At 60.7% G+C, this 23,708-nt stretch carries 24 protein-coding genes; 12 read left to right on the top strand and 12 right to left on the bottom strand.

The features are described 5' to 3' along the window. Window positions 1-87: 87 nt before the first annotated feature. Both glp and moaB read right to left on the bottom strand, forming a co-directional pair. Window positions 88-1,293, bottom strand: coding sequence for a gephyrin-like molybdotransferase Glp (gene glp / locus ACM6I7_RS09060; RefSeq protein ID WP_414888397.1), 1,206 nt, complete (start codon window positions 1,291-1,293; stop codon window positions 88-90). Further along, window positions 1,290-1,829 carry a molybdenum cofactor biosynthesis protein B gene (moaB, locus tag ACM6I7_RS09065; RefSeq protein ID WP_027611709.1) on the bottom strand — a complete coding sequence of 180 codons (540 nt, stop codon included), beginning with the start codon at window positions 1,827-1,829 and terminating at the stop codon, window positions 1,290-1,292. The genes glp and moaB overlap by 4 nt, the downstream gene beginning before the upstream one ends. A 285-nt stretch (window positions 1,830-2,114) precedes the next feature. Between moaB and ACM6I7_RS09070 the strand changes: the two genes are divergently transcribed. The 7 genes from ACM6I7_RS09070 (at window position 2,115) to ACM6I7_RS09100 (ending at window position 8,733) form a co-directional block, all read left to right on the top strand. After that, complete coding sequence (locus ACM6I7_RS09070) at window positions 2,115-3,014, top strand: LysR family transcriptional regulator (RefSeq protein ID WP_414888398.1); 900 nt, start codon at window positions 2,115-2,117, stop codon at window positions 3,012-3,014. A 245-nt stretch (window positions 3,015-3,259) separates the two neighbouring features. Beyond that, window positions 3,260-4,093, top strand: a complete 834-nt coding sequence (fdhD, locus tag ACM6I7_RS09075) for a formate dehydrogenase accessory sulfurtransferase FdhD (RefSeq protein WP_414888399.1) — start codon at window positions 3,260-3,262, stop codon at window positions 4,091-4,093. Continuing rightward, window positions 4,090-4,575 (top strand): cyclic pyranopterin monophosphate synthase MoaC, encoded by a 486-nt coding sequence (gene moaC / locus ACM6I7_RS09080; protein ID WP_027611706.1) that lies wholly within the window; start codon window positions 4,090-4,092, stop codon window positions 4,573-4,575. Before fdhD ends, moaC begins: the two co-directional genes overlap by 4 nt. Next, a complete protein-coding gene (locus tag ACM6I7_RS09085; RefSeq protein ID WP_095136553.1) occupies window positions 4,572-4,823 on the top strand; it encodes a MoaD/ThiS family protein in 252 nt (83 codons plus the stop codon). The genes moaC and ACM6I7_RS09085 overlap by 4 nt, the downstream gene beginning before the upstream one ends. A gap of 2 nt (window positions 4,824-4,825) precedes the next feature. Continuing rightward, a complete protein-coding gene (gene moaE, locus ACM6I7_RS09090; protein ID WP_115989473.1) occupies window positions 4,826-5,287 on the top strand; it encodes a molybdopterin synthase catalytic subunit MoaE in 462 nt (153 codons plus the stop codon). 189 nt (window positions 5,288-5,476) lie between these two features. Next, window positions 5,477-6,820 (top strand): chromate efflux transporter, encoded by a 1,344-nt coding sequence (gene chrA / locus ACM6I7_RS09095; protein WP_414888400.1) that lies wholly within the window; start codon window positions 5,477-5,479, stop codon window positions 6,818-6,820. Between the two features lie 548 nt (window positions 6,821-7,368). Further along, window positions 7,369-8,733 carry a glutamine synthetase family protein gene (locus tag ACM6I7_RS09100; protein ID WP_414888401.1) on the top strand — a complete coding sequence of 455 codons (1,365 nt, stop codon included), beginning with the start codon at window positions 7,369-7,371 and terminating at the stop codon, window positions 8,731-8,733. A 262-nt stretch (window positions 8,734-8,995) separates the two neighbouring features. Here the strand turns inward: ACM6I7_RS09100 and ACM6I7_RS09105 are convergent, their stop codons facing one another. Together ACM6I7_RS09105 and ACM6I7_RS09110 are read right to left on the bottom strand one after the other, a co-directional pair. Beyond that, window positions 8,996-9,781: a DeoR/GlpR family DNA-binding transcription regulator gene (locus ACM6I7_RS09105; RefSeq protein ID WP_414888402.1), complete on the bottom strand. Its 786-nt coding sequence runs from the start codon at window positions 9,779-9,781 to the stop codon at window positions 8,996-8,998. Between the two features lie 252 nt (window positions 9,782-10,033). Next, window positions 10,034-10,927, bottom strand: a complete 894-nt coding sequence (locus ACM6I7_RS09110) for a LysR family transcriptional regulator (RefSeq protein ID WP_171061869.1) — start codon at window positions 10,925-10,927, stop codon at window positions 10,034-10,036. An 84-nt stretch (window positions 10,928-11,011) separates the two neighbouring features. On the opposite strand from ACM6I7_RS09110, the gene ACM6I7_RS09115 reads away from it, so the two are divergent. Then, window positions 11,012-11,788 (top strand): NAD(P)H-dependent oxidoreductase, encoded by a 777-nt coding sequence (locus tag ACM6I7_RS09115; RefSeq protein WP_414888403.1) that lies wholly within the window; start codon window positions 11,012-11,014, stop codon window positions 11,786-11,788. A 160-nt stretch (window positions 11,789-11,948) separates the two neighbouring features. Here ACM6I7_RS09115 and ACM6I7_RS09120 read toward each other — a convergent pair whose 3' ends face one another. The 3 genes from ACM6I7_RS09120 to ACM6I7_RS09130 form a co-directional block, all read right to left on the bottom strand. Beyond that, window positions 11,949-12,968 carry an AbrB family transcriptional regulator gene (locus ACM6I7_RS09120; RefSeq protein WP_414888404.1) on the bottom strand — a complete coding sequence of 340 codons (1,020 nt, stop codon included), beginning with the start codon at window positions 12,966-12,968 and terminating at the stop codon, window positions 11,949-11,951. Between the two features lie 139 nt (window positions 12,969-13,107). Next, window positions 13,108-13,530: an HD domain-containing protein gene (locus ACM6I7_RS09125; RefSeq protein WP_414888405.1), complete on the bottom strand. Its 423-nt coding sequence runs from the start codon at window positions 13,528-13,530 to the stop codon at window positions 13,108-13,110. Between the two features lie 15 nt (window positions 13,531-13,545). Then, a complete protein-coding gene (locus ACM6I7_RS09130; RefSeq protein WP_098964469.1) occupies window positions 13,546-13,935 on the bottom strand; it encodes a hypothetical protein in 390 nt (129 codons plus the stop codon). Window positions 13,936-14,101: 166 nt separating this feature from the next. Here ACM6I7_RS09130 and ACM6I7_RS09135 point away from each other — a divergent pair, with 166 nt between their 5' ends. Beyond that, window positions 14,102-14,533 carry a hypothetical protein gene (locus ACM6I7_RS09135; RefSeq protein WP_414888406.1) on the top strand — a complete coding sequence of 144 codons (432 nt, stop codon included), beginning with the start codon at window positions 14,102-14,104 and terminating at the stop codon, window positions 14,531-14,533. Window positions 14,534-14,610: 77 nt separating this feature from the next. Here the strand turns inward: ACM6I7_RS09135 and ACM6I7_RS09140 are convergent, their stop codons facing one another. Then, on the bottom strand, window positions 14,611-14,895 hold the full coding sequence (locus ACM6I7_RS09140; protein ID WP_414888407.1) for a hypothetical protein: 285 nt from the start codon (window positions 14,893-14,895) through the stop codon (window positions 14,611-14,613). 370 nt (window positions 14,896-15,265) lie between these two features. On the opposite strand from ACM6I7_RS09140, the gene ACM6I7_RS09145 reads away from it, so the two are divergent. Beyond that, on the top strand, window positions 15,266-15,559 hold the full coding sequence (locus ACM6I7_RS09145) for a hypothetical protein (RefSeq protein WP_027611692.1): 294 nt from the start codon (window positions 15,266-15,268) through the stop codon (window positions 15,557-15,559). Window positions 15,560-15,730: 171 nt separating this feature from the next. Here the strand turns inward: ACM6I7_RS09145 and ACM6I7_RS09150 are convergent, their stop codons facing one another. From ACM6I7_RS09150 to ACM6I7_RS09165, 4 genes are all read right to left on the bottom strand, one after another. Next, a complete protein-coding gene (locus tag ACM6I7_RS09150; RefSeq protein WP_003226097.1) occupies window positions 15,731-16,279 on the bottom strand; it encodes a cupin domain-containing protein in 549 nt (182 codons plus the stop codon). Between the two features lie 490 nt (window positions 16,280-16,769). Beyond that, window positions 16,770-18,053, bottom strand: a complete 1,284-nt coding sequence (locus ACM6I7_RS09155) for an NAD(P)/FAD-dependent oxidoreductase (RefSeq protein WP_414888408.1) — start codon at window positions 18,051-18,053, stop codon at window positions 16,770-16,772. 50 nt (window positions 18,054-18,103) lie between these two features. Beyond that, window positions 18,104-19,594: an aldehyde dehydrogenase gene (locus ACM6I7_RS09160; protein WP_414888409.1), complete on the bottom strand. Its 1,491-nt coding sequence runs from the start codon at window positions 19,592-19,594 to the stop codon at window positions 18,104-18,106. A gap of 182 nt (window positions 19,595-19,776) precedes the next feature. Next, window positions 19,777-21,153 (bottom strand): glutamine synthetase family protein, encoded by a 1,377-nt coding sequence (locus ACM6I7_RS09165; RefSeq protein ID WP_027611689.1) that lies wholly within the window; start codon window positions 21,151-21,153, stop codon window positions 19,777-19,779. Between the two features lie 282 nt (window positions 21,154-21,435). Between ACM6I7_RS09165 and ACM6I7_RS09170 the strand changes: the two genes are divergently transcribed. Together ACM6I7_RS09170 and potA are read left to right on the top strand one after the other, a co-directional pair. After that, window positions 21,436-22,197, top strand: coding sequence for a gamma-glutamyl-gamma-aminobutyrate hydrolase family protein (locus ACM6I7_RS09170; protein WP_414888410.1), 762 nt, complete (start codon window positions 21,436-21,438; stop codon window positions 22,195-22,197). 368 nt (window positions 22,198-22,565) lie between these two features. After that, window positions 22,566-23,708 carry a polyamine ABC transporter ATP-binding protein gene (gene potA, locus ACM6I7_RS09175; protein WP_041073459.1) on the top strand — a complete coding sequence of 381 codons (1,143 nt, stop codon included), beginning with the start codon at window positions 22,566-22,568 and terminating at the stop codon, window positions 23,706-23,708.

Here is a 23,708-nt window from a genome sequence, read left to right on the forward strand (position 1 = left end):
AAGAGTGCCTGTCAGTCAACATTGATGTTGTATGACACGCCGCCTTCGCGAGCAGGCTCGCTCCCACAGTTCTGATTTGTGTCGGGGTCAGAAGAGTTCGCTGAAGGGTATGAAGCGCAGCGGATCGCCAATGCCGTGGGTGCTGTTTTCCGGCACCTCCACCAGCCCATCGGCCCAGGTCGCTCCGAGCAAAACGCCGGAACTCTGGTTCGGATACAACACCGCGCGCCCCGCCTCCAGCCGCACCCGCAGATACTCTCGACGGCTGCCAGCCTTGTTCCAGGCGAACCCGGCATTCACTGTGAAGCTCAACGGCATGACCTCTTCCACGCCCTGAATGCGCAGCAGATACGGCCGCGCCAGCAGGCCGAAGGTCACCAGCGCCGAGGTCGGATTGCCCGGCAGGCCAATCACCGGCACCGTGCCGAAATGGCCCACGGTCAGCGGTTTGCCAGGCTTGATCGCCAACTTCCACAGCAGCGGTTTGCCGTCCTCGCGCAGCACCTGCCCAAGGCAATCGGCATCGCCAGCAGACACACCACCGGTGGTCAGGATCAGGTCAGCCGCCACTTGCAGTTGCTCAAGCTTGAGCCGCGTCTGCGCCGGACGATCCGGGAGGATCCCGGCGTCGATCACCTCGCAGCCCAGTTCCTTCAGCCAGTGGCCGAGCAGCACACGATTGCTGTTGTAGATGCTGCCGGGACGCAGCGGCAGGCCCGGCTCGACCAGTTCGTCACCGGTGGACAGCAGCGCCACGCGCGGGCGCCGCACCACGTGCAACTGTGCCAGCCCTTGCCCGGCGGCGACCGCCAGTTCGAACGGCCCGAGGCGTTTGCCGGCACGCAGCAGGATGTCGCCGACGCGGTTTTCCTGACCCTGCGCGCGAATGTTCTGCCCCGCTTTCAGCGGCTGCAAAAAGCGTACGCGGCCGTCCTCGAGTACTTCGACGTTCTCCTGCATCTCGACGCAGGTAGCGCCGGGCGGCAACGGTGCGCCGGTAAAGATCCGTGCGCAGGTGCCGGGCAATAGCGCGTCCGGCGCCTGGCCGGCGTAGACCTTCTGCGACACCTTCAGCGGCTGACGATGCAGATCGGCCAGGTTCAAGGCATATCCGTCCATGGCACTGTTCGGCCATGGCGGCAGGTCGAGTGTCGCCACCAGATCACTGGCCAACACCCGCCCGCGCACCTCGTCGAGCGGCAACAGTTCGCTATCGGCCAGACGTTGCTCATTGGCCATGCCGAGCAATTGGTCGAGGGCGTCCTCGACCGGCATCAACCCTGCCTTGCTCATCCGCGCGGCCCACAGGCAGCGACTGATTTGAGGTGCGGCACAAAGTTGCACGGCCGGTGGCGGTTATCCAGTTGCTCGGCGAGGATGCCTTCCCACGCGGTGCGGCAGGCACCGGTCGAACCCGGCAGGCAGCACACCAGCGTGCCGTTGGACAGCCCGGCCAGCGCTCGGCTTTGCACGGTCGAGGTGCCGATGTCGAGAATCGAAATGGCGCGGAACAACTCGCCAAACCCGTCGATCTGCTTGTCGAGCAGACAGGCCACCGCTTCCGGCGTGCTGTCGCGCCCGGTAAAACCAGTGCCGCCGGTGATCAGCACCACCTGAATGCTGTCGTCGGCAATCCAGTGCGCGACCTGAGCGCGGATCTTGTACAGGTCATCCTTGAGCAGATTGCGCTCGCTCAGGGTATGGCCGGCCTCAAGCAAGCGGCTGACCAGCAATTGGCCCGACGTGTCGCTCGCATAATCGCGAGTATCGCTGACGGTCAGTACGGCTATGTTCAGGGGAACAAACAGGGCATCCGCTTTCGCACTCATGGGAATCTCCGGCAGTAGTCAATCAGATTGCCAAGCAGCCTAAGTGCCACTTATGAGTACTGTCTAATCACTCTGGCCAACCACATTATCGAGCTGCTCTATCGGCGCCGTTGACCTCGGCCAACGCCTTTGAAACCATGGGCGATAGAGCTGGTCGATAGGCTTTTCAATTCTTCCGATTGGACGCAGATACAGGCAGGTGAGATCGTCACACCTCGCGTTTTTCGTGCGCTGCGCGCATCTGCGTCAATACTCAATCCAATTTCTCAACGAGCAGGTGCCTGCGTGGACATCAAACAACTCAAGTTCCTGATCGCACTGGACGAAACCCGACACTTCGGCCAGGCCGCCGCCCGCTGCCACATCACCCAGCCGACCCTGTCGATGCGTCTGCGCAATCTGGAAGATGAGCTGGATCTGGTGCTGGTCAATCGCGGTCAGCGCTTCGAGGGTTTCACCCAGGCCGGCGAACGGGTGCTGGCCTGGGCGCGCACACTGCTGGCCGCGCATGACGGCCTGTTCGCCGAAGCGGCGGCCTGCCGCGGGCAACTGGTCGGTAGCTTGCGCCTGGGTCTGGTGCCGCTGAGCAATTTCAACCCGGTCAAATACATTCAGAGTTTGTCCGGGACCTATCCGGAGCTGAAATTCAGCCTGTCGTCGGGGAGTTCCGACGAGATCATCGCCGGTTTGGGCAACAACCAATTGGATCTGGGCGTGTGTTATCTGGACCACGTCAACCCGAACTATTTCGATTTTTTCGAGATCGGCGAAACACGCGTCGGTCTGCTTTACGACAACCGTCACTACCATTTCGAAGGCTCGGAAATGAGCTGGGAAGACGCCGCCGAACTGCCGTTGGGGATGATCACCACCGGCATGCATTACCGCAAATCCATCGACCTGAGCTTCCGCAGTCGCGGGCTGAATCCGCAGCCGATCATGGAAAGTGATTCGACCTATCAACTGCTGCAGGCGATTCACCAGGGTTTCTGCTGCTCGATCATGCCACTGGACAGCGGGCTGGAAGAGCCAATCGAACACCTGTCGTTCATGCAACTGCCGGATGCCAGCGTGCTGGCGCCGCTGGGGCTGGTAATGCGCAAGACCGAGCCGCGTTCGGCGATAGCCGAGAAGTGTTTTGCCGAGGCGCGCAAGTTGTTCGGGGTTGAGTTGCCGGTTGCTTGAGTGATCTCTCCAGACATTGATGCTGGCTGTCAGACCGTCTTCGCGAGCAAGCCCGCTCCCACAGGTTGAATGCATTTCAATTGTGGGAGCGGGCTTGCTCGCGAAGAGGACCGCCCAGCGAATACACATTTCGGATATAACAGCGGTGATCGACCCACCCAATCACCAGATCAGAACAAGCGATTGGACGCACTTTCACCACCCCCGTAGCCTGAACCCACTTCAGCGCTTCGGGACTTTTCAAGATGCTCTGCCACGTCGAATCCAACACCGAACCCAACGCCCCCGCCCCGCAACCGTCACAGGTGGCGTTTCGCGAATACCTGCCGCACGCCCCGCTCTCGCACGTCGCCCTGGCCGCGGAGATCGCCCTGGCGATCACCTTCAACGGCCTGAGCCAGGCGGTGATGATGGTCTCGCCCGGCAACCTTGAAGATTTCATCCGGGGCTTCAGCCTGAGCAACGCGATCATCGACAGCGTCGACGAGATCTACGACATCCGCCTGAGCCATTTCGATCAGGCCTGTCAGGCCGAGGTGCAGATATCCAGTCGCGCGTTCTGGGCGCTGAAAGATCATCGTCGGCAGATGGCCGGCACCAGCGGCTGCGGCATCTGTGGCGTCGAGGCGCTGGAGCAGGCGTTGCCGCAACTGGACATTCTGCAACCCTGCGCCCTGCCGCCGGCCGCGCATTTCGACGGTATCCGCCAACGCATCGAACAGGCTCAGCAACTGGCCCGCAGCAGCGGCGCCCTGCACGCGGCGCTGTACTTCGATGCCAGCGGTGAGGCGCTGTTGTGCCGCGAAGACATTGGCCGGCACAACGCCCTCGATAAGCTGATCGGCGCGATGCAAATCGCTGACGTCGATGCGCGCCAGGGCTTCGTGGTGGTCACCAGCCGTTGCAGCCTGGAGCTGATCCACAAAGCCGTGCGCGCCCGACTTGGCACCCTTGTCAGCCTGTCCGCCCCCACCGCGTTGACCGTGCGCTGGGCGCTCAAGCATCGGCTCAATCTGATCCATGTGCCGCACCGCAACGCCCCCCGAATCTACAGCCCGATCCAGGAGCTTTCGCCATGAGCAACACCCTCACCCACCTCGACGATCAGGGCCGCGCCAACATGGTCGACGTCAGCGACAAAGCCGCGACTCGCCGCGAAGCCACGGCGCAAGCCTGGGTGCAGATGCGCCCGGAAACGCTGCAGATGATCCAGGCCAACGGTCACCCCAAGGGCGACGTCTTCGCCGTGGCGCGCATCGCCGGAATCCAGGCGGCCAAGCGCACCCACGAACTGATCCCGTTGTGCCACGCGCTGCTGCTCAGCTCGATTCACGTTGAACTCAAGGCCTGCGAACCGGACCGCGTGCAGATCACCAGCACCTGCCGCCTCACCGGCCAGACCGGCGTCGAACTTGAAGCCCTGACCGCCGCCAGCGTCGCGGCGCTGACCATTTACGACATGTGCAAAGCCGTGGACCGGGCCATGGTCATCGGCGACATCCGCCTGCTCAGCAAACAGGGCGGCCGCTCCGGACACTTTCAATGGGAGGACGCGCAATGATCCTGATCAACTACTTCGCCAGCTACCGTGACCGCCTCAATCTGGGCGGTGAAAAAATCCCCCTGAGCGACGATCTGACCTGTATCGAGGACGTGCGGCAGATGCTCATGGCCCGTGGTGAGGAATGGCGCGAAGTGCTCGGCGCCGGCAACCTGATGTGCGCGTTGAATCAGGAGCTGTGCCAACCGAGCGCGGCCATCGAGGACTTCGACGAGATTGCGTTTTTCCCACCGGTCACCGGGGGCTGAGCATGACGGTTCGCGTTCAGTACAAAAGCTTCGACGTCGGCCAGTTGACCGCCGACCTGCATGCGCGCAATCCACGGGTCGGCGCGGTGGTGAATTTCATCGGCTATGTGCGTGATCTGAACATCGGGCAGAGCGTGAACGAGCTGTTTCTCGAGCACTATCCGGGCATGACCGAAAAAGCCCTCGAACAGATCGCCGACGAAGCGCGCCAGCGCTGGCCGCTGCTGGGGGTTGAGATTGTGCATCGGGTCGGCGCGCTGGCGGTCAGCGAGCCGATCGTGTTTGTTGGCGTCAGCAGCAAGCACCGGCACATGGCGTTCGAAGCCTGCGCGTTTATCATGGACGTGCTCAAGACTCGTGCACCATTCTGGAAGCGTGAGAGCACGGCGCAGGGTTCGCACTGGGTCGAGGCGCGGGAGAGTGATCAGAATGCGGCACTGCGCTGGAGTCTGGCGCATGCCTGATCCTGCGAGGGAGCCTGGCGAATCATCGCACCGTCCCGCTGGGGCGCTAAGCGGCCTCAAAAAAGCGGGACTGCTTCGCAGCCCGGCGGGAGCAAGCTCCCTCGCCACAGGTTCAGCTTACCGATAGCACTTTTTCATAAAAGCCTGATTAGATAGCGGCTCCGACAGCATCTACCGCAGGAGCCGCGTTTGAACCCCTCATCTGAAGACCTGCCCAAACCCGCTCCCGTCACCCTGCGCCAGGCCTGGCGCTTCTGGCTCAAGCTCGGCTGCATCGGTTTCGGTGGCCCGGCCGGACAGATCGCGATCATGCATCAGGAACTGGTCGAGCGCCGGCGCTGGATCTCCGAGCGGCGCTTTCTGCACGCGCTCAACTACTGCATGTTGCTGCCCGGCCCCGAGGCCCAGCAACTGGCGACCTATATTGGCTGGCTGTTGCATCGCACTTGGGGCGGGGTGATCGCCGGGGCGCTGTTCGTGCTGCCGTCGCTGTTCATCCTGATTGCGCTGTCGTGGCTGTACATCGCGTTCGGTGACGTGCCGGTGGTGGCCGGAATTTTCTACGGAATCAAACCGGCGGTGACCGCGATCGTCTTGCACGCCGCGCACCGTATCGGCTCGCGGGCGCTGAAAAACAGTTGGCTGTGGGCGATCGCCGGGGCGTCATTCGTGGCGATTTTTGCCTTCAATCTGCCGTTCCCGCTGATCGTCCTCGGTGCAGCGTTGCTCGGCTATTTTGGCGGACGCCTGGCGCCACAGCGCTTCAACAATGGCGGGCAGCGCAGCAGTGCCGAATCCTTCGGCCCGGCGCTGATCGATGACGACACGCCGACACCTGAGCATGCGCGATTCAGCCTGCCGAAACTGTGGCGTCTGCTGCTGGTTGGCGCGGCGCTGTGGTGTTTACCGATGGGCCTGCTGACCGCGCTGTTCGGCTGGGATGGCACCTTCACGCAAATGGGCTGGTTCTTCACCAAGGCCGCATTGCTGACCTTCGGCGGCGCTTACGCGGTGTTGCCCTACGTCTATCAGGGCGCGGTCGGACACTATGGCTGGCTGACGCCGACGCAGATGATCGACGGCCTCGCCCTCGGCGAAACCACGCCCGGGCCGTTGATCATGGTGGTGGCGTTTGTCGGTTTCATCGGCGGTTACGTGCAACCGGCGTTCGGCGCGGAACATGCATTCGCCGCCGGTGCACTGGCGGCGACGCTGGTGACCTGGTTCACCTTCCTGCCCTCGTTTCTGTTCATCCTCGCCGGCGGGCCGCTGGTGGAATCAACGCACAACGAATTGAAGTTCACTGCACCGCTGACCGCGATCACTGCGGCAGTGGTCGGGGTGATTCTCAACCTGGCGTGTTTCTTCGCTTATCACGTGTTCTGGCCCAACGGATTTGCCGGGCACCCGGATCTGTTTTCGATCGGGCTGGCGCTGCTGGCCGCGTTGGCGCTGTTCATTTTCAAACGCGGGGTGATCGAAGTGTTGATCGTTTGCGCCCTTGCCGGGCTGGGCTTGCACCTGCTGCGCTGAGCGGCGGCCAAAGATGCAGGGGCGCAATCAGCGGTTTACACGCCCGCGAATTCCCCCTTACTATCCGGGCACACCGGTCGGCGGGCCTGCCCCGCCACCGACGTTTTCCGCCAACGGAAACACGCGTTATGAGCACGTCACCACAACAACCAGAAAGGTTGAACGTCTCCGCTGTGTGCGCCCTCTGTCACAGGGGCCGCGCATGAATCGCATCGTCAATCTCCCCATGGCCCTGCGCCGTTCCAAGCTGCGTCACTCCGCACGCCCGCCGGATATCGCCTGCTGATTTCCATCAGTCAGAAAAGATCCATTGTGGTGAGGGGATTCATCCCCGATGGACTGCGCAGCAGTCCCTATCTTTTTGGCCCGCTACGCGCGCCGTCGGGGATAAATCCCCTCACCACAGGTTCAGTGTCACTTCCGACTGCCGGACATTAGCGAAATACTTTTTTCTTTTTGATATCCCTGCCAGGACACCACGCCTATTTACCGCGTCGTGTCCGGCCCGAATCTGCGCGCCTGTGCGGCGCCATCGTGAGTGATTGACCATGAAATTCGCAGCCATCGAAGACGCACGCCTGTTCCTTGAACAGAACCCCGATATCGACATGATCGAGCTGTTCATCCTCGACGCCAACGGCGTGCCGCGCGGCAAGCTGTTGCACCGCGAAGAACTGCTCGCTGTATACGAAAGCGGTCGCCCGCTGCCCAGCACCATTCTCGGCCTGACCGTGCAGGGCGAGGACGTGGAAAACTCGGGGCTGGTGTGGGACGTCGGCGACATCGACTGCCGCGCCTACCCGCTCGAAGGCAGTCTGGTGCGCCTGCCATGGCGGCAGATTCCGACCGCGGCGGTGCAGGTCAGCATGCACCCCGCCGAGGGAATGCCGGCGAGCATCGCCGACCCGCGTCATCTGTTGATCAAGGTGATCGACGGCCTCAAGGCCGAGGGTTATCACCCGGTGATGGCCTGCGAGCTGGAGTTCTATTTGCTCGACGCCAAACGCGATCACAACGGCCGTCCGCAACCGGCGCTGGACGCCGACGGTGGCCGACCGCGACACACCCAGGTCTACGGTTTGCGTGAACTGGAGCAGATCGAACCGTTCCTCGCCGACCTCTACAGCGCCTGCAAACTGCACGGCATTCCGGCGCGCACGGCGATATCCGAATATGCCCCGGGCCAGGTGGAAATCACCCTCGAACACTGCGACGCGTTGCTCGCGATGGATCAGGCGGTGCGCTACAAACGTCTGGTCAAAGCGGTGGCGCACAAGCACAGCATGCAGGCGACGTTCATGGCCAAGCCGTTCGATGATCTGGCCGGTACCGGCATGCACATGCACGTCAGCCTCGCCGATGCCGAAGGGCGCAATCTGTTTGCTTCCGAAGACCCGGCCGGTACCCAGCTGCTGCGCACCGCGATTGGCGGCATGCTCGCCTCGCTGCTCGATACGTTGCTGCTGTTCTGCCCCAACGCCAACTCCTACCGCCGCTTCCAGGCCAACAGCTATGCGCCATTGGCGCCGACCTGGGGCGTCGACAACCGCACCGTCAGCCTGCGCGTGCCGGGCGGTCCGGCCAATACCCGGCATATCGAACACCGCATCTGTGGCGCCGACGCCAACCCGTATCTGGCGGCGGCAGCGATCCTTGCCGGGATCCATCGCGGAATTCGTGAAAATCTTGATCCGGGCGCGCCGGTCGAGGGCAACGGCTATGCGCAGGCCAAGGAATTGCTGCCGACCGATTGGCTGACGTCGCTGCAGGCGCTGGAAAATTCGGTGTGGGCACGGGATGCCCTGGGGCAGGAATTTCTCGGGGTGTACCTGGCGGTGAAGCGTGCCGAGTACCGGCAGTTCATGGCCGAGGTGGGTGAACAGGATTGGCGCTGGTATCTGACCGAAGCCTGAAGCCTCACCACTAACCCCTGTAGGAGTGAGCCTGCTCGCGATAGCGGTGTGTCATTCAGCAATAATGTGTCTGACATGGCCTCATCGCGAGCAGGCTCACTCCTACAAGGGAAACGCGTTCCAACTGTAGGAGTGAGCCTGCTCGCGATGATGCCATCAGCCTCACACAAATCTCACTCCGGCAACTGCTCCACCATTGAAATGCATTCCAAATGTGGGAGCGGGCTTGCTCGCGATGAGGCCATCAGCCTCACTACAAATCTCAATCAGGCAACTGCTCCACCACAATCCCCAACCGCCGATAATCCTCGATACTCCCCGACGCCACATGCCGCTCGGTAATCAGCGTATGCAGGCGCGAACACGAAGCCACCACAAACGGCTCCACCGCGCCCAATTTATCCGCGGTGGTCACCGCAATCACCCGCGCCGCGCTGTCGAGCAGCGCCTGTTTCACCGGCACTTCATCGAAGTGCAGCGAGGTGATGCCCACCTCCGGGTGAATCGCACAGACCCCGGTAAACACCAGATCCGCCTTGATCCCGGCCAGCATGCGCACCGCTTCATGCCCACTGGCCGACATCGTGCGCGGGTTCAGTTGTCCCCCGGCCAGAATCACTTTCACCCCCTTGTATTCGGACAAGGCAATCGCTGTCATCGGCGCGGCGGTCACCGCAGTGATCTGGATATCCGCGCGCAACGAGCGCGCCACCTGCAACGCGGTCGAGCCGGAATCGAACAGCACAATCTGCCCGTCCTCGACCTTTTGCGCCGCCAACTGCGCCAGCCGCACTTTTACCTCATCGGTCTCTTCCAGCCGGGTGAAGTAATCCTTGCCGCTGTCCTTGGGCCTTGGCAGCGCCCCGCCATGCACGCGCTGCACCAGCCCGGCGTTGTCCAGCTCGGAGAGGTCGCGGCGAATGGTGTCTTCGGACACGGCGAAGTGCTGGCTCAACTCGGAGGCCATGACCTTGCCGTCGCGTTCGAGGATCAGGAGGATTTTCTGCCGGCGCAGGGATGGCAGTTCGGTGACCGAATGATCGTGCATGGTTTTGCCTGTTTATGCTTGTAGTTGCAGGTTTTGCCGAGACTAGCGAAAGCTTTGGGCAAACACAAACCGGCGGGTATCAATTGTTTCGATCATTGGAATCAACATGCCGAATTTTTTCTTTGCATTCAGCCTGTTCAGAATGGCCTCACTTTAAAAAGGCTCAGGATGAACAGCTGATGAATCTCAATTTTGCGTTTGCGTGCATGATCGTGGTGTCTTTTGCGATTGCGTTGGGCCACGCCTGATCCGTCACACCGACGCCGCCAGATGCTCACGCAACCATTTGTGTGCCGGATCGCGATGCGCGCGCTCGCCCCAGAACATCGCCATTTCGTAGCCCGGCACCGGCAACGGCGCATCGACTACCTGCAACGCCGGGTTGTCGCGAACCAAGCGTGACGGCAGCATCGCCACCAGATCGGTACTCGCCAGCACCGACATCACCATCAGAAAATGCGGCACCGACAGCACCACTTTGCGCGCCAGGCCGACCTCGGCCAGCGCCTTGTCGGTCACCCCGAAAAAGCCCCCACCCTCGCGCGACACCATCACGTGTTCCAGCGCGCAGAATTGTTCGCGAGTCGGCTTACGCTTCAATCCCGGATGCCCGACGCGACCGGCCAACACGTAATGCTCGGTGAAAAGCACCCGTTGATGCAGATCCAGCGGCGCCTCTTCGGTGATGTGCAGCGCCAGGTCAAACACGCCCTGCTCCGCCTGCCTGGCCAACTGTGCCGGCACCAGATCGAGCACCGCCAGCCGCGTGCCCGGCGCCTGAGTCCGCAAACCGCTGAGCGCTGGCAGCACCACCGTCGATTCGCCGTAATCCGTCGCCGCAACTTTCCAGATGTGGCGGGCCTGCGCCGGATCGAACGCGCTGGCCGGCGCCACCGCGCGTTCCAGTGCTTCCAGTGCCTCGCGCAACGGCTCGCGCAGTTCATCGGCCCGCGCGGTTGGCCGCATGCCCCGTGGCCCGGGCAGCAACAGCGGGTCGCCGAAGATCTCGCGCAGCTTGGCCAGGTGCACGCTCACCGACGGCTGCGACAGGCTCAAGCGCTCTGCGGCGCGGGTTACATTGTGTTCTGCCAACAACACGTCTAGGGTCAAGAGCAAGTTGATATCCAGACGTCGTAAATTATTCATGGCTATACCTGACATATCAGACATTCATTTCCAATATACCGATCAAGGATTGATCCTGCCTGCATTCAACCAAGGAGCTGCAACATGAATGTGCTACTGGTCTACGCCCACCCCGAACCTACTTCGCTCAACGGCTCGCTCAGGGACTTCACCGTCCAGCGTCTGCAAGCCGCCGGCCACACCGTGCAGGTCTCCGACCTGTATGCGATGAACTGGAAGACCACGATCGACGCCGATGACGCGCCCGGTCGCGATGAAAGCCGGCCATTCCACGCCTCGATCGATTCGAAACTGGCTTACCAACAGGGCCGGCAGTCCGCCGACATCGCCCGCGAGCAGGAAAAACTGTTGTGGGCCGACGCGCTGATCCTGCAATTCCCGCTGTGGTGGTTCACCATGCCGGCGATCCTCAAAGGCTGGGTCGAGCGCGTGTATGCCTACGGGTTTGCCTACGGTGTCGGCGAACACTCCGATGCGCGCTGGGGCGAGCGCTACGGCGAAGGCAAGATGAAAGGCAAACGCGCGATGCTGCTGGTCACCACAGGAGGCTGGGATTCTCACTACAGCCCGCGCGGGATCAACGGGCCGATTGATGATTTGCTGTTTCCGATTCAGCACGGCGTGCTGTTCTACCCCGGTTTCGACGTGGTGCCGCCCTTCCTGGTGTACCGCGCCAGTCGCATGGATCAAGCGCGGTTTGCCGAGACCTGCGAGTCGCTGGGCACGCGGCTGGATGAGTTGTGGAGCACGCGGCCGATAGCGTATCGGCAGCAGAATGCCGGGGATTACGAGATCCCGGCGTTGACGCTCAAGGATGATATTGCTCCGGGTGAGCAAGGGTTCGCCGCCCACACTTTGTAAAGATCACTGAACCTTTGTGGCGAGGGAGCTTGCTCCCGCTCGGCGACGCAGTCGTCGCAAAACCTGCGATTTTGGTACACCTGAAACACCGTGGCATAGGGGTTTGGGGCCGCTGCGCAGCCCAGCGGGAGCAAGCTCCCTCGCCACAGGGGGATTTGCTTCAGACTTCCTCCCGCGCCCGCCGCACCTGCACCAGCAACGCCGGCGCAAAGTGCAGCAGCACCATCCGCGCCAAGTGGTGCGTGAGGATGAACACTACATTCAGGCCACCGGCAAACGCGACAATCGCAATCGTCTCGATCGCCCCCGGCATGTACGCTAGCCACAGCGATAGCGGATCACTGCCCAGCCAGCGCGCCGCCACTTCGGCAAACGCCGCCGCGACCACGATCATCAAGCCGACCGACACCAGCGCCGTCCGCCCGTGCCGCCCCAATTCCGCAAGACCGAGTCCCTGAAAGCGCGAGCCAATCCGCACTCCAAGAATCAGCGCCGCTAGATTCAGGCTCCAGTCCGGCATGTGAAAGCCATGCAGCCATCCCGATTTCACAAACACCGCCGTCAGCAGAATCGCCGTCAACATGAATGGCGCAGGCACGCCGATCACCAGCAGCAAGCGCCCGAGCACCACGCTCAGGCCAATCAGAACGAATACGGTCAACGCCATACCCGTGCTCAACGGAGCGCTTTCAACCACTGTCAACGAGGCTTGCCCGGGAATCAAAAAGCTCACCAGCACCGTGATCAACAGCAAGCGCATCAGGTGCACGATGATGACCTTGCTCGAGGCCTTTTCCGACTCCAGCAAATCGAACACCGCCGCCAGTGCGCCGGGGTACACCGCGAGTAGCGCATCGGTGCGATTCCATCCCGCGCCGCGAGTCAGCCACCATCCGGCGAGGGTAATCTGCACGGTCAGGCATATCAGCAGAACGCCGAGGCTTGGCAACATCGCCGAAGCCGTCGCACTGTCCCACGCCTCGAACATCAGCCCGGTGGCGATGCCCAACGTGACCTGGATGTAGCCCAGGCCATAAGGGGTTGCGGGTGCGAAACCGGTTCGCGTGGTGACCAACGCGGTGACGAGGATCGCCCCCAACAACAGACCATGAGGAACACCGCTGACCTGCAACGCAGCGCCAACGGTGGCAGCGATCAACAAACACAGAATCGATTTCATATTCGCCTTCCTGGCTATTTCCCTGAGGTATCCCACCCTCCTGTAGGAGCTGCCGCAGGCTGCGATCTTTTGACTTTGATTTTCAGAAGCAAGATCAAAAGATCGCAGCCTTCGGCAGCTCCTACAGGGAGGATTCGTTCTACGTGCGCAAGCGCCCGATCGCGCGGCGGTATTTCTCGATCCGCTCCAGATCTTCCCAACTCGGCGAGGCAATCCGCGACAGGTCGCTGTTCTCTTCCAGATCCGCCAGTTTCACCACCCGGCCAATCGGGTTCTGCGCCGCGCGCTCGACGAAATCCTCATAGGACTCGCCCGGCACTTTGGTCACCGACTCAATCGCCGTCAGCACCTCTTCGCTGAAGCCTTCCTTACGCAAATCATTGAGGCTGATACCGCAATCCTCGACCACATCGTGCAGCACGGCGACGATGCGTTCTTCCAGCGTGCTCATGCGCAACATGACTTTCAGCGGATGCAGAATGTACGGCGCACCGCCCTTGTCGACCTGCCCGGCATGGGCGGTGGCGGCGATGGCGATAGCGCGTTCGAGGGTTTGAGTCATGCGAGTCTCCGTGGTTTAAACGCCATAGCGGCCGCCAACGTGGATGTTGCGTTTGAGCCAGTTACGGATCGCTTCAAGCCGTCCGGTTGGCTTCGCAGGCCCGGAATGACGTTGAAGGATCAGCGAGACCACGGTGGACTGATCGGCATTTGGATGGGCATCGATCAACTCGGCAACCCACGCGCAGTCAGCCTTCCTCAGGTGTTCACGCCACTCGCCCGGCCAGGCGTCCAGCTCATCCAGCGCCAACCACCGCGCACCGCCGTGTTCCATGTGCCCGCCAGACATCGACTGCTCGAAACAGAAAGGCGAATCTGGCTTTGCAGGGTCAATGTGAAACAGATAGATGTCGTGAAAGGGGTGTTGCGAGGGGAGCGCGTTATTGCGGCTGCCGATTTCGATCATGGGCAATGTTCCAATCCTTGGGCGCTTAATGTTTCCGATTGTTTCGCAGTGTACGCCACAGGAGCAAATCAAAAACCCGATGGAACCTCCCTCCTCCACGCCATCTCGAAACTATAAAGCGCCAAAAGCTTCGATCAGACCCGGCGCCCCTGAAGAGGAAACCCCGATGAACATTCGCTTCCTGCTTCTAATCGCCACGTTCGCCGTCATCCCCACCTGCGTCATGGCCGAGGGCTGCGACGTTCAGACCCAATCCTCCAGCGCCTCGGTTCCCGCCGTGGAAACCCACAGCTGCTACGAATACGAAGGCATGCCCGTCAACTCAATCGACTGGTCGTGCAGCAATGAAAGCAAAGACATGCTCAACAGTAAGAAAACCAAGGTCGAGCACTGTGCCGACCACTATCAGGCCATCTGTATCGCCACGATCACCCAGGAATCCCTGGCCAACCCGCACTCCACCAGCAAAGACAAAAACGCCAAGGCGCTGAACATCCCCGATAACGCCCAAGTGACCACGTATTACTACGACGTGGATCATCTGGCCCAGGCGCAAATTGATTGTGAGAATGGTGGGGGCCAATGGAAGGCAAAGTAAGCGTTTGAAATCTGTGTTTGCGACAGGCAAAGAAAAGCCCGGCTCTAAAGACCGGGCTTTTTAGTGCGCGACATCCGTTAACCACCGCCGTTACCCCCGCTGCTGCTACCGGACGATTGACCTGCAGGGCTGGGCTTGGAGGCAGAAGGCACCGGCCCATTGTCGCTCTTGCCACCATCACCACCTTCAGGCATCGAATTGGCATCCGGATCGGCATGGGTGGCAGGGGACGCCGGGTCGCGAGTCTGGCTGTTGCCGTCGTTGGCCGTTGGGGTGGGCATATCGCCGGCCGCGATCGCATACAGCGAGCTGCCGGACAGCAACGCCGCGAGGGTAAACACCGCGATTTTATGGTTCAGCATGGTGGCTCTTCCTCTGCGTGGGGAGTTACAGCATTGGAAGAAGGTGTGTGGCGAAGGTGCGGAGTGTCGGACGAATGGTTATCGCCCAGTCATTTCGCGCAGTTTCGATATCTGAAAACTTCGTAGGAAAACGCTTCATGTGGCGAGGGAGCTTGCTCCCGCAGGGCCTGCGAAGCGGCCCCAAAACCGGATGGTCCGTTTTGCTAGCGGTACCGTCGAGTCAGTAAACGTGAAGTGTTATAACTGATTAAAAGGCGGATTATTAGTTTTTCATTTAAAAACCTGTCAGTAATGACAGGTTAGAAAAAACGGCTATTGCGATAACCTATGTTTTCGGCAAGATCAATATTTATCGTTCAGGAGATTATCCATGAGTGCGTTATATGCCTACTACAATAAGTCCGACGAGTTTTCTGCCCATCGCATAATAAAAATTGGACTCATGAAAGGGGCTGAGGCTATGTATTTCAAAGGTGAGAGCGTTTCATGCACGGAGGAAATAAAAGAGGGTTGGTATTACGATGAAAAAAGCCGAAAGTTCATGACTGAGCAAGAATTTGATAACAGTCGCGAAAAATACAGAATTTCACCTGCTCCCTCGGCAGCCCCGACAATAACGTCAGCGAAAGACAGCCTAGGATCAGGGCCTACCAGATCGTATTAAGACTTCGCTAGAGTTTGGACGAGAAAAAAATGCTTTCGAGGCTATTGGCTCATACAAAAAATCACTATATACGCCTCCAAATGCACCGCTGGCTCTCTGGAGTTCAGTGGTGCACTTTCAGCAAACGTGCTCAAGCACAACGGATTGAATTAATTTTCAAAGTAAAACAAATCAAAAATTCGCCGGCGTATTCGCACTAATAATCTCCGCCTCATCCGCCCCGATATTCCGGAACTTGTGCGGCAACGTCGTCGGAAAATAATACCCATCCCCCGCATTCAACACGCTCACCTGCCCATCCACGGTCAACTCAACAGTGCCGCGCGTAACAAGCCCACACTCCTCACCTTCCGCATGCACGATCGGCTCTTCCCCGGAGCTCGCGCCCGGAGCGTACTGCTCACGCAGCAAGCGCATCTGACGGCTCGGCACCGAGGCGCCAATGAGCAGCAGGCGCAGGCCGTGGCGGCCGAGGTCGGGTTGTTCGTTGGCGCGGAACACGTATTGGTGTTCGCGCGGGGGCTGGTCGAAGGTGAAGAAGTCGGCCAGGGACATCGGGATGCCTTCGAGCAGCTTTTTCAGGGAGCTGACGGAAGGACTGACGCGATTCTGTTCGATCAGGGAGATGGTGGCATTGGTCACGCCGCTACGCCGGGCCAGCTCGCGCTGGGAGAGTTTGTAGCTTTCGCGTACTAGTTTGAGTCGAGAACCCGTATCCATGACAGCCTTATGTGAGTAGTACTTAAGGGTAATGGGGGTGGGTGGCGGGTGCCGCGCAAGGCGCGCGGATCACGTTGCTCCCGTGTCCCGGAACCGTGAAAGGCGGCTATTAAATCACGTTTGCCGGTGTTGCTCAGCAGGTTCGATGGACGGTGGGGCAAAAGTCCTTCTTGCCTTGTTAATACAGTCACTGTGGGAGCGAGCCTGCTCGCGAAAGCGGTGTGTCAGTCGACAACGATGTTGGTTGATATGGCCTCTTCGCGAGCAGGCTCGCTCCCACAGTTGGATCACTTTTGTGTCAGTTGGCTTTGTGGCGGTTGTCAGGGAGTCATCGCTGGCAAGCCAGACTCCCACAGGGTTTGCAGTGTTTCTGTGGGAGTGATGGTGCCTGTACTGGCGCCATCGCGAGCAGGCTCACTCCTACAGTGGTCACCTTGGTGTTTCAGGTAAAAAACCGGCGGGGTCCTGGGGACCGCCGCCGGGGAGGTAACTAGATGCCGAAGCGGTCGCGCAGCGAGTAGTAGACGGCGCCGAGGGCGGTCAATGGGGCGGAGAAGGTGCGGCCGCCGATCATTGGCATGTGTGGCAGGGAGGCGAAGGCGTCGAAGCGTTCGGCGTCGCCGCGGATCATTTCCGAGATCAGTTTGCCGGCCAGGTGCGAGCAGGTGACGCCATGGCCGCTGTAGCCCTGCATGTAGTAGGCGTTTTTCTCGATGCGGCCGAATTGCGGCATGCGTGACATGGTCAGCAGGAAGTTACCGGTCCAGCGGTAGTCGATTTTCACGTCCTTGAGCTGCGGGAAGGTCTTGCGGATCTTCGGGCGGATCAGTTGTTCGATGTCGTCCGGTTCACGGGCGCCGTAGACCACGCCGCCGCCGTAGAGCAGACGGTTGTCAGCGGTGAGACGGTAGTAATCCAGCAGGTAGTTGCAGTCTTCGACACAGTAGTTGTTGGTAATCAGGCTGCGCGCCTGCTTCTCGGTCAGTGGCTCGGTGACGACGATCTGCGAGCCGCAGGGCATGCTTTTCGCGGTCACGCGATTGTCCAGACCTTGCGGCAGGTAGGCGTTGCCGGCGATCAGCAGGTACTTGGCGCGCACCTGGCCTTTTGCGGTGCGCACCACGTTAGGCTCGCCGTATTTGATTTCCACGGCAGCCGATTGCTCGTAGATCTTGCCGCCCAGACGCACGATGGCCGCGGCTTCACCGAGGGCCAGGTTCAGCGGATGTACGTGACCGCCCTGCAGGTCCAGCAGGCCGCCGACGTAGGCGTCGGAGCCGACTTCGCGACGAATGTCGGCAGCGTCGAGCATCTTCAGGTTCTTGTTGCCGTAACGTTCCCAACTGCGCTTCTGCTCGGCCAGGCCGTTGAGTTGTTTCTTGTTCATCGCCGCGAAGATACCGCCCGGGCGGTAGTCGCATTGGATGTCGTATTCCTTGATCCGCGAACGGATGATGTCGGCGCCTTCGAAGATCATGCTGCCGAGGATTTCCGCCGTCTTGTCGCCGTAGCGTTCTTCGATCACATCGACGTCACGACTGTAGGAGTTGACCAGTTGCCCGCCATTGCGGCCACTGGCGCCGTAGCCGACTTTCGCCGCTTCCAGCACCGTGACTTTGTAGCCGGCCTCGGTGAGGAACAGCGCCGAGGACAGGCCGGTGTAGCCGGCGCCAATGATGCAGACATCGCACTCGACCGACTCTTCAAGGGTCGGGAAGTCGATGACTTCGTTGCGGGTGGCGGCGTAGTAGCTGTTGACGTGTTGTTGCTTCATTTTATTGTTCTCCGAGGGTCGCTCATCAAAGGCGACCACCGCTTAGAAAATCAGAGCTTGATCCAGGTCGCTTTCAGCTCGGTGTACTTGTCGAACGCGTGCAGCGATTTGTCGCGACCGTTGCCCGACTGTTTGAAACCACCGAACGGCGCGGTCATGTCGCCGCCGTCATACTGGTTGACCCAGACGCTGCCGGCGCGCAGGCCACGGGCGAAGGTGTGCGCCTTGCTCAGGTTGCTGGTCCAGACGCCGGCGGCGAGACCGAAGATGCTGTCGTTGGCGATGTGCAGCGCTTCTTCAACGGTGTCGAAGGTGATCAGCGACAGCACCGGGCCGAAGATTTCTTCGCGGGCGATGGTCATGGCGTTGGTCACGCCGTCGAAGATCGCCGGTTGCACATAGAGGCCACCGGTTTCTTCGAGGGTGCGCTGGCCGCCGGCAATCAGCTCGGCGCCCTGCTCGCGGCCGATGCTGATATAGCGCAGCACGTTGTCCAGTTGACGCTGATCGACCACCGCACCGACGGTGGTCGCCGGGTCGAGGGCGTGCCCCGGTTTCCACGCTTGCAGCGCTTCCACCAGTAGCGGAATGAATTGCTCGCGGATCGAACGCTCGACCAACAGGCGCGAACCGGCGGTGCACACTTCGCCCTGATTGAAGGCAATGGCGCCGGCCGCTGCTTGTGCTGCCGCGCGCAAGTCCGGGGCGTCGGCAAACACCACGTTCGGGCTCTTGCCCCCGGCTTCGAGCCAGACGCGTTTCATGTTGCTTTGGCCGGCATAAATCATCAGCTGTTTGGCAATCGCCGTGGAGCCGGTGAAGGCCAGCACGTCGACGTCCATGTGCAGCGCCAGCGCCTTGCCGACGGTGTGGCCGAAGCCTGGCAGGACGTTGAACACGCCTTTCGGAATGCCCGCGTCCAGCGCGAGCTGGGCGATGCGGATCGCGGTCAGTGGCGACTTTTCCGAAGGCTTGAGGATGAACGAGTTACCCGCCGCCAGCGCCGGGGCGAATTTCCAGCTGGCCATGATCAGCGGGAAGTTCCACGGCACGATCGCGGCGACTACGCCGGATGGCTCGCGGGTCACCAGGCCGAGTTGATCGTGCGGGGTGGCGGCAACTTCGTCGTAGATCTTGTCGATGGCCTCGGCGCTCCAGCGGATCGCGTTGGCGGTCGCCGGAATGTCGATGCTCATCGAGTCGCTGATCGGTTTGCCCATGTCGAGGGTTTCCAGCAGCGCCAGTTCTTCCTGGTGTTGCAGGATCAGATCGGCGAAGCGGATCAGGATGCGTTTGCGCTCGGCCGGGGCTTTGTTGGCCCACACGCCGGAGTTGAACGATTGGCGCGCGACTTCGACGGCGAGGTTGGCGTCGGCTTCATCGGTGCTGGCCACGGAGGCGAGAAAACGGCCGTCGACGGGGCTCAGGCATTCGAAGGTGGCGCCGCTGATCGCCGGGCGATATTCACCGTTGATGAACGCGCGGGATTCGATGGTCAGGGACTGGAAGCGTTGTTCCCAGTCGTTGCGTGTGGTGGTCATGGTTGTGGCTCGACAAGGGGGTGGATGACGGGCAAACACCCGTCAATCGAATTGGGTAACCGAATCCCCTGTGGGAGCGGGCTTGCTCGCGAAGGCGTCGTTACATCCAACGTCTTCATTGCGAGATACTCCGCTTTCGCGAGCAAGCCCGCTCCCACATTGGATCGGTGTTGGTCTGCAAATCACACCGTATGCAGATACCAGTTGTACTCAAGGTCGGAGATCGAGTTCTCGAACTCGGCCAGCTCGCTTTCCTTGCAGGCGACGAACACGTCGATGTACATCGGGTCGATGTACTTGGCCATGACTTCGCTGTCGTCCAGCTCGCGCAGTGCGTCGCGCAGGTTGTTCGGCAGGCTCTGTTCGTTCTGCTCGTAGCTGTTGCCTTCAACCGGCGCGCCCGGCTCGATCTGGTTGGTCAGGCCGTGGTGAATGCCGGCCAGCACCGAGGCCATCAGCAGGTACGGGTTGGCGTCGGCGCCGGCCACGCGGTGCTCGATGCGCACGGCGTCCGCCGAACCGGTCGGTACACGTACCGCAACGGTGCGGTTGTCGATGCCCCAGCTCGGCGAGTTCGGCACGTAGAACTGCGCGCCGAAGCGGCGGTACGAGTTGACGTTCGGGCACAGGAACGCCATTTGCGCAGGCAGGGTCTCCAGCACACCGCCGATCGCGTGGCGCAGCGCGGCGTTCTGCTCGGGATCCTCGCTGGCGAAGATGTTGTTGCCTTCTTTGTCCAGAATCGAAATATGTACGTGCAGACCGTTGCCCGCCTGGCCCGGATACGGCTTGGCCATGAAGGTGGTGTCCATCTCGTGGTCATAGGCGATGTTCTTCACTAGACGCTTGAGCAACACCGCGTAGTCGCAAGCCTTGATCGGGTCGGAGACGTGATGCAGGTTGACTTCGAACTGCGCCGGGGCGCTTTCCTTGACGATCGCGTCAGCCGGAATGCCCTGCTCTTTCGCGCCTTCCAGAATGTCCTGGAGGCAGTCGACGTATTCGTCGAGATCGTCGATCAGGTAGACCTGAGTCGACACCGGGCGCTTGCCGGAGACCGGCGACCGTGGCGACTGCGGACGGCCGTTCACGTTGTCCTGGTCGATCAGGTAGAACTCCAGTTCGAACGCGGCGCAAATGGTCAGGCCCAGCTCGTCGAATTTGCGCACCACGTTAGCCAGCACTTCACGCGGGTCGGCGAAGAACGGCTCACCCTCGATCTCGTGCATGGTCATCAGCAACTGTGCGGTTGGGCGCTTCTGCCACGGCTCGATGCTCAGGGTGCCCGGGATCGGGTAGCAGATGCGGTCGGCGTCGCCGATGTCCAGGCCCAGGCCGGTGCTTTCCACCGTGGAGCCATTGATGTCGAGAGCGAAGAGCGAGGCCGGCAGGTTGATGCCTTTCTCGTAAACCTTGTGAAGACTGGTGCGCTCGATGCGCTTGCCGCGCACCACACCGTTCATATCCGCAATCAGAAGGTCGACGTACAAAACCTCAGGATGTTTCTTAAGGAATGCGTTTGCTTCGTTGAGTTGAACGGCACGCAGAGGGACCGACATGATGCACCTATTTAGCTGTTAATTATTATGTTCACCGCTGTTTCGCCGAGCCAGTCAATCCGAAAGGCAAAGTGAAGTCAATAGCGAACACCTGGCCGCTCAGCGTTTATTTTTCGGGCTTTTTTTAACACTCACGTGCCAATGCAGGCGCCGCAAGGCCTGGAATCATGAAGATTGGATGAACGGCGTTTAGAATTTTTTACATGGCAGTTGTTAATTAAAATCAACGAGGCTAAGCTCCGGAAAAGCTCGTTCAAGTGTCAAACTTCGAGGTGAATAAAAATGGCATTCAAGCCATTGATCGGCGTTACTGCGTGCGTCAAACAGATTGGCCTGCACCCCTATCACATCAGCGGCGACAAGTACGTACGTGCTGTCAGCGTTGGCGCTCAGGGTCTTCCAGTGGTCATTCCTTCCCTTGGCAAACTGACTGAAATCGAAGACCTGCTCGGTCGACTCGACGGTCTGTTGCTGACCGGCTCACCCTCGAACGTGGAGCCCTTCCACTATCAAGGTCCGGCCAGCGAACCCGGTACGGATCACGATCCGGCGCGGGACGCCACTACCCTTCCTTTATTGCGTGCAGCCATTGCGGCGGGCGTTCCGGTACTCGGCATTTGCCGTGGCTTCCAGGAAATGAACGTGGCGTTCGGTGGCAGCCTGCACCAGAAAGTGCACGAGCTGCCGGGCATGCTCGATCACCGTGAAGCCGACAGCCCGGACGTGGCCGTGCAATACGCACCGGCGCATGCCGTGAGCGTGTTGGCGGGCGGTGTGTTCGAAGCGCTGGCGTTGCCGGGCGAGTTCCAGGTCAACTCGATTCACAGTCAGGGCATCGACCGCCTCGCCCCCGGCCTGCGTGCCGAAGCGGTGGCGCCGGATGGCCTGATCGAGGCGATCTCGGTCGAGCACAGCCCGACCTTCGCCCTCGGCGTGCAATGGCACCCGGAATGGCAGGTGCTGGACAACCCGAACTACCTGAAGATTTTCCAGGCATTCGGCGAGGCCTGCCGGCAACGGGCAGCGCGACGCAACCAGCGCTGACTCAACCCAGGATTTCAAAACTGTTTACTGCCCCCACCGGGTCGGCGGTTGCGCGTGTGCGCATCCGTCATCCGTGAAAACAACAAACCGTAATAACAACAAGTACGACCCAGGCAGCCAGGACGGCGGCGCCGAACAAGCCCTCGGCAGCGCAAGGTCAGTCAGGCATGCGCAATTCCCCTGTAGGAGTGAGCCTGCTCGCGATAGCAGTAGACCAGTCAACAGAGATGTCGACTGAAATGGCCTCATCGCGAGCAGGCTCACTCCTACAGGGGGATATGTAATGACTGAAATTGCGCTTACAGGCTTGCAATCCACTTAAGCCCGGCCACGTTGGCCGAGCGAACGAAACCTGTTGGGAGTTTCACATGGCAAACGCCTCCAGCACTTACCGGAAGGCACTTGAAGGCCACCAGCAACCGAAAAAGGTTCTGGTGAAAGTCGATCGTGTCACCAAGAAGTTCGACGAAACCACGGCAGTGGACGATGTGTCCCTGGAGATCCATCAGGGTGAAATCTTCGCCCTGCTCGGTGGCTCCGGTTCGGGCAAATCGACCCTGCTGCGCATGCTCGCCGGTTTCGAGCGGCCGACTGAAGGGCGGATTCTGCTCGACGGTGTGGACATCACTGACATGCCGCCCTACGAGCGGCCGATCAACATGATGTTCCAGTCCTACGCGCTGTTCCCGCACATGACTGTGGCGCAGAACATCGCCTTCGGCCTCAAGCAGGACCGTTTGCCGGCCAGCGAAATCGATGCCCGTGTCGAAGAGATGCTGCGCCTGGTGCACATGACCCAATACGCCAAACGCAAACCCCATCAGTTGTCCGGCGGTCAGCGCCAGCGCGTCGCCCTCGCCCGCTCCCTGGCGAAACGTCCGAAGCTGTTGCTGCTCGACGAACCGATGGGCGCGCTGGATAAAAAACTGCGTTCGCAGATGCAACTGGAACTGGTCGAGATCATCGAGCGCGTCGGCGTGACCTGCGTGATGGTGACCCACGACCAGGAAGAGGCCATGACCATGGCCGAGCGCATCGCGATCATGCACCTCGGCTGGATCGCCCAGATCGGCAGCCCGGTGGACATCTATGAAGCACCGGTCAGCCGCATGGTCTGCGAATTCATCGGCAACGTGAACGCCTTCGATGGCACCGTGGTGGAAGACCTTGAAGGTCACGCGATCATCCACAGCCCGGATCTGCAGCAGAAGATCTACGTCGGCCACGGCGTCAGCACGTCGGTGCAGGACAAGTCGATCACCTACGCGATCCGTCCGGAAAAAATGCTCGTCAGCACCCTCAAGCCAGAGACGCGCTACAACTGGTCCGAAGGCAAGGTGCATGACATCGCCTACCTCGGCGGCCACTCGGTGTTCTACGTCGAACTGCCCGGCGGCAAGATCGTCCAGTCGTTCATGGCCAACGCCGAACGCCGTGGCGCGCGTCCGACCTGGGACGACAAGGTCTACGTCTGGTGGGAAGACGACAGCGGCGTGGTACTGCGCTCATGA

This window comes from Pseudomonas sp. IT-93MI4, from assembly GCF_949767635.1.
GTDB classification, from domain to species: Bacteria; Pseudomonadota; Gammaproteobacteria; order Pseudomonadales; family Pseudomonadaceae; genus Aquipseudomonas; species Aquipseudomonas putida_A.

What these genes read in the sequence shown, in the direction of transcription:
- ACM6I7_RS09130 (WP_098964469.1), bottom strand. Translation starts at nt 13,935, where the DNA reads ATGATCGAAATCGGCAGCCGCAATAACGCGCTCCCCTCGCAACACCCC.
- ACM6I7_RS09145 (WP_027611692.1), top strand. Translation starts at nt 15,266, where the DNA reads ATGAGTGCGTTATATGCCTACTACAATAAGTCCGACGAGTTTTCTGCC.
- ACM6I7_RS09140 (WP_414888407.1), bottom strand. Translation starts at nt 14,895, where the DNA reads ATGCTGAACCATAAAATCGCGGTGTTTACCCTCGCGGCGTTGCTGTCC.
- ACM6I7_RS09165 (WP_027611689.1), bottom strand. Translation starts at nt 21,153, where the DNA reads ATGTCGGTCCCTCTGCGTGCCGTTCAACTCAACGAAGCAAACGCATTC.
- ACM6I7_RS09120 (WP_414888404.1), bottom strand. Translation starts at nt 12,968, where the DNA reads ATGAAATCGATTCTGTGTTTGTTGATCGCTGCCACCGTTGGCGCTGCG.
- ACM6I7_RS09135 (WP_414888406.1), top strand. Translation starts at nt 14,102, where the DNA reads ATGAACATTCGCTTCCTGCTTCTAATCGCCACGTTCGCCGTCATCCCC.
- ACM6I7_RS09160 (WP_414888409.1), bottom strand. Translation starts at nt 19,594, where the DNA reads ATGACCACCACACGCAACGACTGGGAACAACGCTTCCAGTCCCTGACC.
- ACM6I7_RS09115 (WP_414888403.1), top strand. Translation starts at nt 11,012, where the DNA reads ATGAATGTGCTACTGGTCTACGCCCACCCCGAACCTACTTCGCTCAAC.
- ACM6I7_RS09110 (WP_171061869.1), bottom strand. Translation starts at nt 10,927, where the DNA reads ATGAATAATTTACGACGTCTGGATATCAACTTGCTCTTGACCCTAGAC.
- ACM6I7_RS09170 (WP_414888410.1), top strand. Translation starts at nt 21,436, where the DNA reads ATGGCATTCAAGCCATTGATCGGCGTTACTGCGTGCGTCAAACAGATT.
- ACM6I7_RS09150 (WP_003226097.1), bottom strand. Translation starts at nt 16,279, where the DNA reads ATGGATACGGGTTCTCGACTCAAACTAGTACGCGAAAGCTACAAACTC.
- ACM6I7_RS09155 (WP_414888408.1), bottom strand. Translation starts at nt 18,053, where the DNA reads ATGAAGCAACAACACGTCAACAGCTACTACGCCGCCACCCGCAACGAA.
- moaB (WP_027611709.1), bottom strand. Translation starts at nt 1,829, where the DNA reads ATGAGTGCGAAAGCGGATGCCCTGTTTGTTCCCCTGAACATAGCCGTA.
- ACM6I7_RS09105 (WP_414888402.1), bottom strand. Translation starts at nt 9,781, where the DNA reads ATGCACGATCATTCGGTCACCGAACTGCCATCCCTGCGCCGGCAGAAA.
- fdhD (WP_414888399.1), top strand. Translation starts at nt 3,260, where the DNA reads ATGCTCTGCCACGTCGAATCCAACACCGAACCCAACGCCCCCGCCCCG.
- ACM6I7_RS09100 (WP_414888401.1), top strand. Translation starts at nt 7,369, where the DNA reads ATGAAATTCGCAGCCATCGAAGACGCACGCCTGTTCCTTGAACAGAAC.
- moaE (WP_115989473.1), top strand. Translation starts at nt 4,826, where the DNA reads ATGACGGTTCGCGTTCAGTACAAAAGCTTCGACGTCGGCCAGTTGACC.
- ACM6I7_RS09125 (WP_414888405.1), bottom strand. Translation starts at nt 13,530, where the DNA reads ATGACTCAAACCCTCGAACGCGCTATCGCCATCGCCGCCACCGCCCAT.
- moaC (WP_027611706.1), top strand. Translation starts at nt 4,090, where the DNA reads ATGAGCAACACCCTCACCCACCTCGACGATCAGGGCCGCGCCAACATG.
- glp (WP_414888397.1), bottom strand. Translation starts at nt 1,293, where the DNA reads ATGAGCAAGGCAGGGTTGATGCCGGTCGAGGACGCCCTCGACCAATTG.
- ACM6I7_RS09085 (WP_095136553.1), top strand. Translation starts at nt 4,572, where the DNA reads ATGATCCTGATCAACTACTTCGCCAGCTACCGTGACCGCCTCAATCTG.
- potA (WP_041073459.1), top strand. Translation starts at nt 22,566, where the DNA reads ATGGCAAACGCCTCCAGCACTTACCGGAAGGCACTTGAAGGCCACCAG.